This window comes from Arthrobacter sp. YD4 (genome assembly GCF_030410515.1).
Classification (GTDB): Bacteria; Actinomycetota; Actinomycetes; order Actinomycetales; family Micrococcaceae; genus Arthrobacter.
Genome location: NZ_JAUHHD010000001.1, coordinates 444,239 through 458,681 on the forward strand (window position 1 = coordinate 444,239; position 14,443 = coordinate 458,681).

10 protein-coding genes are annotated in these 14,443 nt (G+C 68.3%); 1 reads left to right on the forward strand and 9 read right to left on the reverse strand.

Features of this window, described 5'->3' with window-relative positions:
• Position 1: 1 nt before the first annotated feature.
• The 8 genes from QWJ39_RS02065 to QWJ39_RS02100 form a co-directional block, all read right to left on the reverse strand.
• Positions 2–874, reverse strand: a complete 873-nt coding sequence (locus QWJ39_RS02065) for a universal stress protein (protein ID WP_290256028.1) — start codon at positions 872–874, stop codon at positions 2–4.
• A 130-nt stretch (positions 875–1,004) separates the two neighbouring features.
• Complete coding sequence (locus QWJ39_RS02070) at positions 1,005–2,690, reverse strand: endo-1,4-beta-xylanase (RefSeq protein ID WP_290256029.1); 1,686 nt, start codon at positions 2,688–2,690, stop codon at positions 1,005–1,007.
• Positions 2,691–2,764: 74 nt separating this feature from the next.
• The gene (locus tag QWJ39_RS02075; RefSeq protein ID WP_290256030.1) at positions 2,765–4,552 is read right to left on the reverse strand and encodes a polysaccharide deacetylase family protein; all 1,788 of its coding nucleotides are present in this window, start codon (positions 4,550–4,552) and stop codon (positions 2,765–2,767) included.
• A gap of 58 nt (positions 4,553–4,610) precedes the next feature.
• Positions 4,611–6,410: a polysaccharide deacetylase family protein gene (locus QWJ39_RS02080; RefSeq protein WP_290256031.1), complete on the reverse strand. Its 1,800-nt coding sequence runs from the start codon at positions 6,408–6,410 to the stop codon at positions 4,611–4,613.
• On the reverse strand, positions 6,400–7,749 hold the full coding sequence (locus QWJ39_RS02085) for a glycosyltransferase (RefSeq protein WP_290256032.1): 1,350 nt from the start codon (positions 7,747–7,749) through the stop codon (positions 6,400–6,402). Before QWJ39_RS02085 ends, QWJ39_RS02080 begins: the two co-directional genes overlap by 11 nt.
• A complete protein-coding gene (locus QWJ39_RS02090; protein WP_290256033.1) occupies positions 7,746–8,351 on the reverse strand; it encodes a hypothetical protein in 606 nt (201 codons plus the stop codon). The genes QWJ39_RS02085 and QWJ39_RS02090 overlap by 4 nt, the downstream gene beginning before the upstream one ends.
• 773 nt (positions 8,352–9,124) lie before the next feature.
• Positions 9,125–10,489 (reverse strand): 4-aminobutyrate--2-oxoglutarate transaminase, encoded by a 1,365-nt coding sequence (gabT, locus tag QWJ39_RS02095; protein ID WP_290256034.1) that lies wholly within the window; start codon positions 10,487–10,489, stop codon positions 9,125–9,127.
• A gap of 82 nt (positions 10,490–10,571) precedes the next feature.
• A complete protein-coding gene (locus tag QWJ39_RS02100) occupies positions 10,572–12,002 on the reverse strand; it encodes a gamma-aminobutyraldehyde dehydrogenase (protein ID WP_290256035.1) in 1,431 nt (476 codons plus the stop codon).
• A 160-nt stretch (positions 12,003–12,162) separates the two neighbouring features.
• Between QWJ39_RS02100 and QWJ39_RS02105 the strand changes: the two genes are divergently transcribed.
• A complete protein-coding gene (locus tag QWJ39_RS02105; protein ID WP_290256036.1) occupies positions 12,163–13,605 on the forward strand; it encodes a PucR family transcriptional regulator in 1,443 nt (480 codons plus the stop codon).
• Between the two features lie 156 nt (positions 13,606–13,761).
• Here QWJ39_RS02105 and QWJ39_RS02110 read toward each other — a convergent pair whose 3' ends face one another.
• Positions 13,762–14,301 (reverse strand): hypothetical protein, encoded by a 540-nt coding sequence (locus QWJ39_RS02110; protein ID WP_290256037.1) that lies wholly within the window; start codon positions 14,299–14,301, stop codon positions 13,762–13,764.
• Between the last annotated feature and the right edge of the window lie 142 nt (positions 14,302–14,443).

Below are 14,443 nucleotides of genomic sequence, written 5' to 3' on the forward strand. Positions count from 1 at the left end.
CCTAGTCCTCCGGGCTGCTGTCGATCCGGACGTAGTCCCGCGGGACCACGACCATCGGAACCGGCAGGGCGCGCAGGACCTTGTTGGCCGTACTGCCGAGGAACAGCTTGTTCTTCTCCGCCAGCCGTGAGGACCCGACAATCATGATTTCGGCGTCGTCCCATTCGAGGTCGTCGATGGCTTCCTCGATGGTCCGGCCGTGGGCGACCTCGACGCTGACGTGGTGACCCTCCGGTAGCCGTTCGGCGGCCGCCCTCAGGACCGTGTTGGCGTGGACGTGGGCCGCGTTGACGTTCTCGCCGCCGTCGCCCTCGGCGTCCAGCTCCACCAGGGAGACCAGCCGCAGCGGCACGCCACGGCGTTCGGCCGATTCGATGGCGACGTCGATCGCCGCCTCCGCGCCGGTGCGCTGGCCCACGGCGAGGGTGAGGCGGCTGACGGGTTCGGTGCGCCGGTAACCGCGGGGAGCGAGCGCCACCGGCACCGGGGAGGCGTGCAGCAGGGCGTTGGCCACGCTGCCGATGCTGAACCTCTTGAAGAGGCCGTTGCCGGCGGCGCCCACCACGATCAGGCCGGCCCGGTATTCCTTCGCGGCGTCGATCAGTCCGGCGGCGAAGGACTCCGCCTGCCGGACGTGGAAGCGGGCCTGCAGCCCCTCCGGGACGAGGGCCAGGCCCTGCCGCTCCGCCGTGAGCACCGACTGTTCCGCCGCGCTGACGCGGTTGCCCTGCGGGTTCAGCGCCACGTACGGGGTGTTGCGGTCCACCACGTGGACCAGGTCCAGGTGGGCGCCCTGGGCCCGGGCCATGGCGGAGGCGAGGGCGACGGCGTCAGCGCCGCGGTCGTTGGGGGTGTAGCCGACGATGTATCGCATGTGTACCCCTTGTGGGTCCGGGCAGGACCGGGCATCCGCCCGGGATTCCGGGCTGCGCTGGCCGGCCTGCATTCCTGCAGTGTTGGCACGACTCTAGCCCAGCAATGCGCGGATGCGGGAGGTTTAGGGCTCAGCCGCCCAGGACCTTGCGGAGCGCGTCATAGGCGGGGGTGGGTTTGCCGCCGTCGAACAGGAAATCGTGGCCCTGCTGCAGGCTCCCGTCGTCCTCGATCCGCCAGTCGTAGCGGTCGTCAACACCCCAGGTCGTGTAGGAAACGCAGGTCTCCGAGCGCAGGCAGGTGGAGAGGACGGCGGCGTATTGCTCGGCCTGGGCCTGCTTGCCCTTGCCGTCGGTGACGTCATTCTCTGAAATCCGTACCCGCAGCCCGGCGTCAGCGAACTTGCCGAGGGTCTTGGTGAGGTCGGCCGCGGAGACGGCGTCGGTTTTTAGATCGTAGATGTGGGCCTGCAGGCCCACGCCGTAGATGTGGCCGCCCGCGGCGTTGGTGTCCAGGGCGAGCTTGAGCAGGGCGTCCTGCCGGCGGCCGGGGACATCGGCGCCGTTCTCGTTGAGGTACTGGCGGACGTCCGGGTCCGCGGCGAACACGGCTTTGGAGATGACGGCCGGGTAGTTGGCGCCGAGCACCCGGTACCAGACGTTCTTCTGAATGCTGGTGCCCTGGTCCACGTCGAAGGGTTCATTGACGACGTCGAGCGAGGCGAGCCTGCCCTTGAAGTGGGTCACCACGGTTTTCACGTAGTCCAGGAGGGCAGCGGCGCTGGCGCGGCGGTCTGCGTCGGTCCCGCTGGGCAGGTCCTGCATCCAGCGCGGCAGTGCCTCGGAGAAGGTGATGGTGTGCCCGTGCACGGCCATGCCCTTGCCCTGGGCGATCGCCAGGATCGCGTCGGCCTCCTCGAAGGTGTACTGCCCGCGCGCCGGGGACAAGAATTGCGGCTTCATGGCGTTTTCCGGGGTGAGCGCGCCGAAGTTGCCGGCGAAGGCGCGGGCATAGTCCGGGTCCCCCGTCAGCGGTCCCAGGGCGACGGCGGCCCCGATCCGGAAGTCTGGCCGGATTTTGGCGGCGAGCGCCTGCAGGCCGCCGGTGGCGGAGCCGTCGCCGGCCACCGCGGCGCCGGAGGCCCGCAGCCCGGTGGACGCGGGCGCCGTCGCAGTAAGCGAGGTGACGTCGAAACTGCCCGCTCCCGTGGAGAACCCGAACCAGAGGGTGCCGGAGGAGAAGATGTTCGCCAGCGGCTGGGAGGAGAGGGTGTCCAGGCCGTTGAGGATCTTCAGGGTGTCCCCCGACCGGTTGACCGTCAGGGCGGCCGCGGGGTCCTTGAGCATGACGGTCTCGTCGTGCACGGGGGCCGGCCGGGTCACGTCCTTCTTTTGTTTCCCGTCGAACACGGCGATGTGCAGGGCCGTGCCCTGGAGCGTGAGCCGGAGGGAGGCCGGTTCGACCCTGAATTCGTCGGCGATGATCGGCGGCTGGTTGTAGACGGTCCACGTCGCGTCGGTGCCGATGTTCGTGAAGGTGGCGGCGAGGGTAAAGTCCCCGGCCGCCTCCAGGTGGGTGCCGGCGAGGTTCACCGGCGGGTTGGGCTGGCCACCGGAGCCGTCCTGTTCGACGATGGTCCGCTGGAGCGCGGAGACCTGCAGGGCGCCGCCGTCGGCCGTGATGCCGGGGGTGTGCTCCCAGTCCTGGCGGAGCAGGTCGATGGTCACGTCGGGTTTCGGGGCGGGCGGCGTGCACCCCGCGGCAAAGGCAAGGACGGACGCCAGCACCACCAACCGTGATGCCCGGCGCCCGCCCATTGCGTCTCCAATCGTCCTTTCGTTTCTACTCTCTTTGCGCCCGGCGCGCAGCCCTCGTGCACCGGGCACAGGCTCTACGGTTTGGTCCAGCGCACGTCGTCGAAGTACCCCTGGATTGCGGAGTTCCCCTGCACGATGACCTGGAGGCTCGCCTTGGCGACCGACGTCGTACTCGGCGAGTAGGTCAGGTCCACGTTGGTGACACCGCCGGCGGTGACCCCGAGTTTGTACTGGCCGGAGATCCACTGGCCGGCGGAGTTGTACTCGTCGATGTAGAAGCCCACCTCACCGCTGGTCCGTGCAGTGACGTTGAGGTAGCTGGCGATCTTGTACGTTCCGGCGCTGACGGCGACCTGCGGCGAGAATAAGTGCTTGTTCGCCGTCGTGGCCGTCATCTTGACCGAGTTCACCGGGTTGGCGGGGCTGCCGTGGTTGGCGGCGTCGGCCAGGATGGTGGTGGCCGAGTCGGTGGTCCAGCCAGCGCTGATGCCGGCGTCGAAGGTGCCGTTGGCCACGAGGTTGGTGGCAGGCGGCGGGGTGGTTTCGGCGCCGAGGGCGAACATCTGCATGTTGTCCACGTAGGCCGTGATGCCGGTCCCGGTGACGTACACCTGGAGGCTGGCGGAGGCGACGCTGGTGGAACTTGGCGTGTAGGTGAAGTTCATCGACTCCACCCACCTGGTGTTCTCCCGTTTACGGAACTGCCCGGAGATCCATTGACCGGCGGAGTTGTATTCGTCGACGTAGAAGCCCACTTCACCGCTGCTGATCGCGGCCACGTTGAGGTACGCCTTGAACATGTAATTCGTGGCCGGCGTGACCGGAACCTTGGGCGAGAAGAGGTGGCGGGAGGTGGTGCCGGAGACCAGCTTCACCGATTTGGCCGCGTCCGGGTAGTTGCCGTTGGTACCGGCGTCGGCGGTGATGCCGGTCGGAGCATCGGTGGTCCAGCCGTCGGCGATGCCGTTGTTGAACGAGGCGTTGGGCAGCTTGTTGGGGCTGCCGTTGACCAGGCCCTTGCTGACGTTGACGTTCTTGATCAGGCCCGCGGAGACCTTGGTCTTCACGTACGCGGCCAGCTGGTCCAGTTCGGCGGTGCCGTACTGGTAGTCGTCCGGGACCTGGCTGGGCGAGGGCCGGATGTCGTGGAAAGTGAAGATCACCCACGTCTTGTTGGCGATGGCCGCGTCCACCTGGGCCTTCAGGTTCGAGACCGGGGTGGTGACCTCCTGGACGGGGACGTCACGGAGCAGGTAATCCCCCAGCGGCCAGGGGTTGTTGCCGGTGTCCGCGAAGCCGCGCATCGAGCTGTAGTACTTGGCGATGCGGGCCAGGGCCGACATGTCGTAGTCGCCGTAGGGCGGCGCGAACGCGGTCGGGTTGAAGCCGTGCGACACTAGGGCGGAGCGGCTGTTGGCCAGCTCGGCCTCCACCTGCGCGGCGGTGAGCTTGGTGGCCTGGCAGTCATTGCCGACGCTGACCAGGCACTGGTGGTCCACGGTGTGCGAACCGATTTCCCAGCCGTAAGTATTCTGCAGCTGCGTGATCTGGTCCCACGTCATGTACGGGACATCGGTGTTCGCCCGGCAGGTGTTGGGAGCCGTAGTCATTCCGACACAGTTGGTGATCACGTAGCTGGTGCCGGTGAGCCCGTACTTCTGCAGCGTGGGGGCGGCCTGGGTGATGGCGCTTGCCATGCTGTCGTCGAAAGTGAAGGACACGAGCGGAGTCGCCGCGGGGTTGTCCACGGCGGCGTTAGCCACGGCGGGCGTGAGCAGTGCGGCACCCATGGCCCCCACCGCCACCCCGACGGTCATCAGCAAGGCGCGCCCCCGCGCCAAGCCGGATCTGGTTCTGGTCATGAATTTCTCCGTATCTCTTGGGTGACCTCAGCTGCGGGGCCGCACCGCCGGACGGCGGTCAGGGTCCCTGCAGCTGCATGAACGCCTTCGCTACCGTCTGCACCGGAATGCCGCTGTCGGCGATGATCTGGAGCTGGGTGGTGAGGGCGTCGCTCGTGATGGTGCTGCGGTCCGCCGCGATGGTGTGTTCCTGGGTGCCCGACGAATCGGGAGCCGAGATCTGGTGGTAGACCACGATGAGCCAGCCGTTGGGCTGTTTGGTCTCGGCGAGCGCTTCTTTGAGGGTTTCCGGCGTGGTTTCGTCGGTGACGTAGAGGACCTTCAGGTCCTCTGGGTCGAGGTTCTGCCGGGTGTTGATGCCGTCGTCGGTGCCGCGGATGACGTTGAAGTACTTCCCTGCGTACCACTGGACCTGTGGATCCATCCGCCCATACGGAGGGGCAAGGTCGTCGGTGGCGAGGCCGGCCGCGGCCAGCCCGTCCTCGCTCTTACGCAGCTGCTCGTCCAGCTGGGCGGTACCGATGGAGGTGAGGTCGACGTGCTGGTAGCTGTGTGCGGCGATCTCATGCCCGGAGCGGTGCAACTGTTGGAGTTCGGCCGCGGTCATGAAGTTCGGCGTCTCTATGGAGCTGGCGTTGATGTAGTGCGTGGAGACGAAGTTGTGCTTGTTCAACAGCGGAAGAGCCCGGTCATACACCGACTGCCAGCCGTCGTCGAAGGTCAGGGAAACCGTCGGCTGGCTCCAGCGCAGCGGCCCGGGCCGGGTGATGTCCTTGAGTGTGTAGCCACGCACCGCGGTGTTCCCGTTGGCGTGGGAAATCAGCGTGACCATCACGGACGCGGCTCCGGCGGGGGCCTGGACGACGTCCCGGAGCGTGGTCCATTCCCCGGCCGGCGGCAGGGTCGCCAGGTTCCGGAATATGCGTCCGCCCCCGGCCAGTTCGAACTCCGCCACGACGTCCACCTCACGGTCGGCCCGGTAGCTCGCCCCGAATTCGTAAGACCGGTCCGGGGCCACCGTCACCGGCGGGTACTGCCACTTCCCCTCGCCGTTCTGGTAATTAGTGATGCGGGTCCAGAAGTAGCTGCCGTCCTGGTCCACGCCACGGCCGGACTGCATGGCCAGCGCCCCGTAGGTGAAGGGGGCCCAGCCGTCGGCGTCGCCGGGCTGGGGCCCGGCCGGGCCGGGTGGGGGAATCAGGTTCGGTCCGGCCGGGGACGCGGGCGGGACACGGACATCGTCGGCCGCCTCCAGGTAGGCACCCTCGACCCGGAGGGTGCCTTTGGAGGCCATCCGGAAGACGTACTCCACCGCCGTGGTCTTGTCGTTGGTGTCGAAGGCGTCGCTGACGGTGAACGGGGAATTGCCGGGCTTCTGCAGCGGGTTGCGCAGCTGTTCCAGGGTGGCGGAGCCGTCGGCGTGGTGGTGCCGGGCCAGCAGGGTGAAATCCGCCTCGCTGCTGGCATACGCCTTGAACAGGTAGGTTTTGCCCGGGTCCACGTTGACGCGGGGGCTGGTCAGCGTGACGTCGCCCGAGGCGTAGCTGGTGACGTCCAGCTTCAGCGCCTGGCCGATCACCTGCCCGTCGGTTACTTCGAGGGAGGTTTTGGCGTCCCCGCTGTGGTTGACGGTCCAGCCAGCGGTGGGCAACGCGGCAGCCGTTCCGGAGACAGATCCGGCGCCGCCCGCAGTGCGCGCCAGCGTCGGCAGCAGGTTCGCACCCGGGCGGGCCTGGGCGATGCCGTTGGTCGCGCCCGTGTACATCATCCAGCCGGCAGCCACGAGGGCGACCACCGCCGCGATGACCACCAGGGGGTTCAGCAGCAGCCTCAGGATCCAGGGGCGCCTACGTGCCATGGGCTACCACCGCCGTCGTACTCCCGGCCCGCTGCGGTGACTTCCACGTGTTCACTGCGGGGCGGCGGAACAGACCGCGGGAGCGGACGATGCAGCGGACCGCCGCCGTCAACTGGACCAGGTCCATGATGTAGAACAGGAAATAGGCGGTGGGCGCGTAGATGGTGAGCCGGATCTGCTCGCGGGGACTGAGGTTCTCGTCGAGCCAGATAGTCATCAGTGTGTAGGCGGTGATGGTGAGGTAGGCGCCCAGGACCAGCGCCGGGGTGCGGGTCACCAGGGACCAGTACACGGCGTAGGTCCACGCCAGCGGGGAGATCAGCAGGGTGAACTCGCTCAGCAGGGCCATCGGCATCCGGTAGTAGGTCAGGGTCCGGGTGTACCGGCGGCTGGGGTTGAAGATCATGCCGCGGTACTTGATCAGGTTCTGCAGGCTGCCGTACTTCCAGCGGTAGCGCTGCTTCGCCAGCGCCCGGAGGGTCATGACGCCCTCGGTCTTGGCCACGACGTCGGAGCCGTAGACCAGGCGGAAGCGGCGGTTGCCCAGGCTGGTGACCTTCTCGCTCAGGCCGATGTCCTCCGTGAGGGTGTCCGTGTCGTAGAAGCCCACCTTCCGCAGCACCCGCATCCGGTAGGTGGAGGCCACTCCCCCGACAACGAACTCACAGTTCATCAGGGAGTACAGCTTCTTGGAGCGGTAGCCGATCATGTGCTCGAAGCGCTGCAGGATGCCCAACGCGGTGGTTTCCTCCAGGATCTTGACGTTGGCGGCAACACCGGCCACGTAGGGGTCCTCGAAGTAGGCCAGGGCGTTGGAGATGGCGTCCGGGGCGATGATCGAGTCCGCGTCCAGAGTCATGACGAACTGGCCGCGGGCGTGCCGGCGCAGTGCCGCGTTCAGCGCGGCGCCCTTGCCGACGTTGTGGTGCATCCGCACGATCCGCAGGTTCATGCCGGGATGGCGCACCTGGTAGTCCCGGACCAGCCGGCCGGTCAGGTCGGTCGAGGCGTCATCCGCCACGATCACCTCGAAGGAGCGGTACAGGCTCCGTCCGATCGAGTCCAGGGTCCGGACGATGACGGCTTCCTCGTTGTGCGCGGCAACGACGATCGAGACCAGCCCCGGCACCTCGGGCGCCGCGCGCCGGGTCCAGGTGGCGGTCGCGGCGCACTCCGGTTCGAAGTCGACGCGGCGGGGGACGGCCCTGACGGCCTTGCGGCGTTGCTGCCACACGTCGTAGAAGTTGGCCCCGACCAGGTACAGGCCGAAGTGCATGACGTACAGGATGCTGACGCCGGCGAAGAGCCAGAATGTCAGCAGCGGCATATCCAGGCTCACGGCTTCGCTGCCCTCACTGACATGGCGGGGAGATGCTCATCGGTGCGGGCCGTGGCGTGCCGGTCGGCGTGCCGGTCGCGGGGCCTCCTGTAAGGCAGCGTGATGGCCGGACCGGCCCCGTGCGCTGCCAGGGCGGGAACGGCGGGGAAGGCCGCCGGCACGGCGGGCGGCATGCCGACTCCGCGCGGATCCTCCGCGGGGAGAGCGGCCGCAACCGGCGCCACGCTGGCGGCGACGGTGGCCGGGCGCGCTTCGGGCGGCTGGATCAGGTCAACAGCGGCGTCGATCACGGCGGAGACCGCAGGCTGGGCCGCGTCGACGGCTGCGTCGATCACGGCGGTAACCGCCGGAGGCAGCAGGTCCGCCGGTGAGTCCACCGGGGCGACGACGGCGGCTTGGCGTGCGGCACCGCGCCGGGCGGCACGGCGGTACACGCGGATACCGACGAAGCGGATCAGGACGGTGAAGATCACGAGCGCCCACAGCACCAGGCTCATCTGCGCGACGAAGCCCAGCAGAGCCTCGAACAGCGCCCCGTCCCGGCCGAAGGTCGTCTCCACGGGCGCCGCGATGGCAGTGGTCACGGCAACGGCGGCGGTCATGCCCGGACTCCCGGGTCTTTTGGACTCTGGGTAGGTAGAAGCTGAATCATTTGCATGTCCCCTCTCTCGTGCAAAAGTTGGTGCCACGGCCCCCCCCACGGATCGGCATCGTTGACGTCCATGGCGCGGTGGCCGCGCACGGTGCATACCCCGCCGGAACAGAGTGGGTTCCGGTAGCGGGGCGCGCTAACGCAGGGTGGTGGCCGGTCCGCGGTAGCGGAGTGAACCGGACTAAGCTCCGGTTGCCTGGGCCGTGGGTGCCGTGTCAGGCAGGAGGTCTCCCCTGCGTGACACGGGTCCCTCGCCGGGGATTGAGTTGTGATGAGGTTTTCAATGGCGACTCCCCTCATAGGGGCCAGCCAGCATTGGCTGCCGGCCCTTTCTTCACTTCCACGGTACGGAGGCGGCCGAAGGTCGAACACGAGTAGCCGGTACTACAAAAAGGACCGAGTGATTACCTAGGCAAAGGTCCCCCGCCGGCCCCGGTCTGAGTAGTCGGCGGCCCGGGGCTACGCGGACCGAAATGCGGCTCTGACATAGGTATTTCCCGCCGACTACCTGTTGCTACGCGCGCTAGGGCCTTTAGTACCCGGCCAGCCTCCGGCGGGGCCCGTGAGTGTTGCCCAAGGGGCCGGAGCGACGGAGGGGAAACAAAAAAGCAGCACCCCCGCGATGCGGGGGTGCTGCTCGGATGGGTACTGCTGCCGGGTGCTTACCGGGCCCGGCTCAGGAACCGGGCCGGCCGTCCGCCCGATTTACCTGAGGCTGAGCGCTCAGGCGTGCGCCTTGATGGCGGCCGCGAGGACCTCCAGGCCGTCGGTGAGCAGTTCGTCGCTGATGACGAGCGGCGGCAGCAGGCGGATGACGTTGCCGTAGGTGCCGCAGGTGAGGATGATGACGCCCTCCTTGAGGCAGGCGGCGGCAACCGCCTTGGTCAGCTCCGGGTTGGGTTCCTTGGAGCCCTGCTGGACCAGTTCGACGGCGAGCATGGCGCCGCGGCCGCGGATGTCGCCCACCACGGAGCCCTCGCCGAGTTCGGCGGCGAGCTCGCGCAGCTTGCCGGTGGCGAGCTCCTCGATCCGGCGGGCGCGGGCGTTCAGGTCGTACTGCTCCATCGAGCCGATCGCGGCCAGTGCCGCGGCGCAGGCCACGGGGTTGCCGCCGTAGGTGCCGCCGAGGCCGCCCGGGTGGACGGCGTCGAGCAGGTCGGCGCGGCCGGTGATCGCGGAGAGCGGCATGCCGCCGGCGATGCCCTTGGCCATGGTGATGATGTCCGGGACGACACCCTCGTGGTTCACGGCGAACCATTCGCCGGTGCGGCAGAAGCCGGACTGGACCTCATCGGCGATGAAGACGATGCCCTTGTCCTTGGCCCAGGCGGCCAGGGCCGGCAGGAAGCCCTCGGCGGGGACGATGAAGCCGCCCTCGCCCTGGATCGGCTCGATGATGATCGCGGCCACGGACTCGCCGCCGATCTGCTTCTCGATCATGGTGATAGCGCGCTTGGCGGCCTCGGCGCCGGTGATCTGCGGGTTCTCCTCGCGGAACGGGTAGCTCATCGGCATGCGGTAAACCTCGGGCGCGAACGGGCCGAAGTTGGTCTTGTACGGCATGGCCTTGGCGGTCAGCGCCATGGTCAGGTTGGTGCGGCCGTGGTACGCGTGGTCGAAGGCGACGACGGCGTCGCGGCCGGTCGCGAGGCGGGCCACCTTGACGGCGTTCTCGACCGCTTCGGCGCCGGAGTTGAACAGCACGGTGCGCTTCTCGTGGTCGCCCGGGGTGAGCCGGTTCAGCTGCTCGGCGACGGCGACGTAGCCCTCGTAGGGGGTGACCATGAAGCAGGTGTGGGTGAAGTGCTCCACGGCCTCCTTCACAGCGCCGACGACGGCGGGGTCGGAGGCGCCCACGCTGGTGACGGCGATGCCGGAACCGAGGTCGATGAAGGAGTTGCCGTCAACGTCCTGGATGATGCCGCCGTCGGCGTCGGCGACGTAGACCGGGACGCTGGACGCGACGCCGGAGGCGACGACGGCCTTGCGGCGCTCGGTCAGGGCGACGGACTTGGGGCCGGGGAAGTCGGCCTGCACGCGGCGCTTCTGCTCCAGGCGGTAGGTGAGTTCGTTGGCGGTGGTGGTCATTGCGGGGCCTTTCTCAGGGTGAAGTGGTCGGCAGGAGCCTGCGTTATGCGACAGCGCTAGGCAGAAGCGTTATGCGACAGCGTTATGCGTCGAGCGCGCTCATGACGTGCTTGATCCGGGTGTAATCCTCGACGCCGTACATCGAGAGGTCCTTGCCGTAGCCGGACTGCTTGAAACCGCCGTGCGGCATCTCGGCGGTGAGCAGGATGTGGGTGTTGATCCAGACCGCGCCGAAGTCCAGGTCGCGGCTGACGCGCATCGCGGTGCCGTGGTCTGTGGTCCAGACGCTGGAGGCGAGGGCGTAGTCGACGTCGTTGGCCAGCTCGATCGCCTCGGCCTCGCTGCTGAACTTCTGCACGGTGATGACCGGGCCGAAGGTTTCCTTCTGCACGATGTCGTCGGTCTGCTTGGCGCCGGTGATGATTGTGGGCTCGAAGAAGAAGCCCTTGTCCCCGGCGCGGTGGCCGCCGGTTTCAATCCGGCAGTTCTCCGGCAGGTTCTCCACCACGGAGGTGACCGCGTTGAAGTGGTTGACGTTGTTCAGCGGGCCGAAGTAATTGTCCGCGTCGTTCTGCGAGCCCGTGTGCAGGGTCTTGGTGTGCTCCACCATGGCGGCCACGACGTCGTCGTGGACGGAATCCTCGACCAGCACGCGGGTGATGGCGGTGCAGTCCTGGCCGGCGTTGAAGAAGGCGAACTCGGCGATCGCCGCTGCGCTCTTCTTAATGTCCGCGTCCTTGAAGACGATCGCGGGGGCCTTGCCGCCGAGTTCCAGGTGGGCGCGCTTGAGGCCCTTCGCGGCGCCGGAGGCGACGGCGATGCCGGCCCGGACGGAGCCGGTGATGGAGACCAGGCCCGGGACCTTGTGCTCGACCATCATGGCTCCGGTCTCACCGGTGCCGAGGACCACGTTGAGCGCGCCGGCCGGGAGGATCTCCCCGGCCAGGCGGGCCAGGACCAGGGTGGATTCCGGGGTGGTGTCGGAGGGCTTGAGTACCACGGTGTTGCCGGCGGCCAGGGCGGGGCCGATCTTCCAGATGGCCATCAGGAACGGGTAGTTCCAAGGGGCCACCTGGGCGACGACGCCGATCGGCTCGCGGCGGATAAAGGAGGTGTGGCCTTCCAGGTACTCGCCGGCGGACTTGCCCTCGAGGAGCCTTGCAGCCCCGGCGAAGAACCGGAGCTGGTCCGCGCCGGCGGCGACTTCCTCGGCGGCGATCAGCGAGCGGACCTGGCCGGTATTGCGGTGCTGGGCCTCGACGAGCTCGTCGCTGTTGGCCTCGACTGCGTCGGCGAGCTTGAGCAGCATCAGCTGCCGCTGGCCCGGGGTGACGTGCTTCCAGCTGGCGAAGGCATCCTTCGCGGCGGTCATGGCGGCGTCGACGTCGGCCTGCACGGAGATCGGGGACTTCGCCACCACCTCGCCGGTGGCGGGGTTGACGATGTCCAGCATGCCGGTGCCGGCGGGCGTGACGAACTCGCCGTTGATGAAGTTCTGCAAGGTTTGAACCACGGTGTACAACCTCTTTCGTGCTGGCCTGGGTCAGGCAGGGATGAGGGGATCGGTGACTGCTCCGAGCCTATGCCAGGGTGCTTGGGGGTGGAATAGGCAGCTGCACACCGGCCCGGCGGCACTTTAGTGCGCCTGACCAGCACGCGGCTATCCTGAATCCATGGCAATTTCTCTCGCCGCCCTGCTGGGGGTTCCGTCCCTGCGGCTGACGAAGGCCGGCCTGGCCGAGACCACCTGGCACCAGGACATCCACTGGGTGGCGGTGACCGAGCAGGAGGACCCGCAGCGCTTCCTCAACGGCGGGGAACTGGTTCTCACCACGGGGATGCGGCTCCGGTCCGCCCCTGAGCAGCGACGCTTCGTGCGGCAGGTGCAGCGGGCCGGCGCGGTGGGGATCGGCTTCGGCGTCGGCCTCACGCACGAGACGGTCCCCCCGGCCCTGGTGGCGGAGGCCAACCGCTGGGGGCTGCCGGTGGTGGAGGTTCCCTACGAGACACCGTTCATCGCCATCGGCAAGCTGGTGGCGGACGCCCAGTCCGCGGACCACTACGCCAAGCTGGAGCGGCTCATTGCCGGGCACCAGATCCTGGCCCGGGCGCTGCTCACCGGCGGCGGCCTGGCCGAACTCCTCAAGCACCTCGGGACGATGTTGCGCACCGACCTGGTCCTGACCCAGTTCACCGCGGAGCTGTACAACAGTGCCCCGGGCGGCCCCTCCCCCAGCACCGACGGCTGGGCGTCCTATCCGATCCCCACCGGGCGCCGGGACGCCTGCACCCTGTGGGTGAAGCAGCCCATCGAGGACACCGGGATCATCGGCTACGCCCAGAACCTGATCAGCGTCGAACTGAACAACATGGTCAAGCAGCGGCAGGCGCAGCGGGCCCTCGCCGGGCAGGTGCTGGAGGATGTCATCCACGGCACGCTCGAGCCCACCGAGGCCGCCCGCCGGCTGGCGGGGATCGGGGTCGACAGCACCCGCAAAAACGTGGTGCTGCTGGCGGAGTCGCCTGCCCACGCCAAGCAGCTGGGAAGCTCCTCGCTCCCGCAGCCGCTGCGCGCCGCCGTGACCGCCGTGGTGGGCAAGGATCTAGTGGTGGTGGTCGCCGACGACGGCAGCGGCGCCAGCGCCTTGGCCCGCAACCTCAGCGACCACCTGGCCGAGGCGGGTATACACGCCACGATCGGACTGGGCGGGGCGTACACCAAGCCGAACGGGCTGCGCTGGAGCTACTTCGAGGCCCGCGAGGCTGCCAGCCACGGCCTTCCCGTCAACGAACCGGAACGACTGAGCCTGACATCGCTCCTGCTGGCCAGTGAGGACGTCCCACTCGCGGACATGGCCAACGAATCGCTCAACCCGCTCCGGCAGTTCGACGCCGCGCACGGGGCGGAACTGATGACGACGCTGGAGAGCTACCTGAATAACAACGGCTCCGTGGCCGCGGTGGCCGAGGAGTTGACCCTGCACCGGAACACGGTGCGCTACCGCCTGGCCCAGATCACGGACCTGACCGGGTACGACCCGGCCCAGACCGCGGACCGGGTCCAGCTCTGGCTGGCCCTGGCCGTGCAGCGGCTCAGCGCCCGCCACCCGCGCTAAAGCCCACGTTCGTCCGGCCCGTTCTCCGGCCCGGACGCCGCCGGATCGACGCCTGCCCGCACAGCACGGCGGGGCCGGATCCGGTGCCGGGAAGGTTCCCGGGCCGGTTCCGACCCCGCCGTGGTGGTGCAGTGGAAGGACGGTACTGCTAAGCGACTAGGAGCGGACGAGGCCCTTGAGGACGTTCTTCGGCCGCTGCATCTCGCCGTGCTTGGCGCCGAGGACGATCACCCAGCCGGCGAAGACCGGGATTGCCCACTGCAGGATCTTCAGCTGCTGCTGTGCGGAGCGGAGTTCCTCGGAGGCGCCCGGCTTCGGTTCGGTGGCACCCTCGGCACCTTCGGCGGCGAGCTTCTCCACCTTGGCGCCCTGCATGCCGGCGTAGAGGGTGACGCCCGCACCGGCGGCGGTCACGATCGACTTGTAGATGCTCAGCCGGGTGACGCCGTCCTGCTTGGCCATCCGGCCTTTGTTCTCCCACATGATGGCCAGGCCGGAGAGGAAGTGCGCGCCGAAGGCGGCGGTCTGGTACGGGGCCCACTTCTTCCAGCCGAGGCTGGAGAGACGGGTGCGCTCGGAAGGGTCCTTGGCCTCCGCGGTGGCGCCATTGAGTCCGATCGCGCCCATCAGCGAGCCGCCGAACCAGGCGCCTGCGGTCAAGTCGTGGATGGAGCGTGCAACGAGGTTTCCTGCCATGATGAGCTGTCCTATCGTCTGTCTGCGGGTCCGGGCCGGCACGGCCAAGGTTCAACCATGCCCCAGCACATAGTAAGCACACTTACCAACAAGTGTGAAGTCCGGGACAGGCGGCGGCGCGGGGTCTGTCGGGACGCGGGCC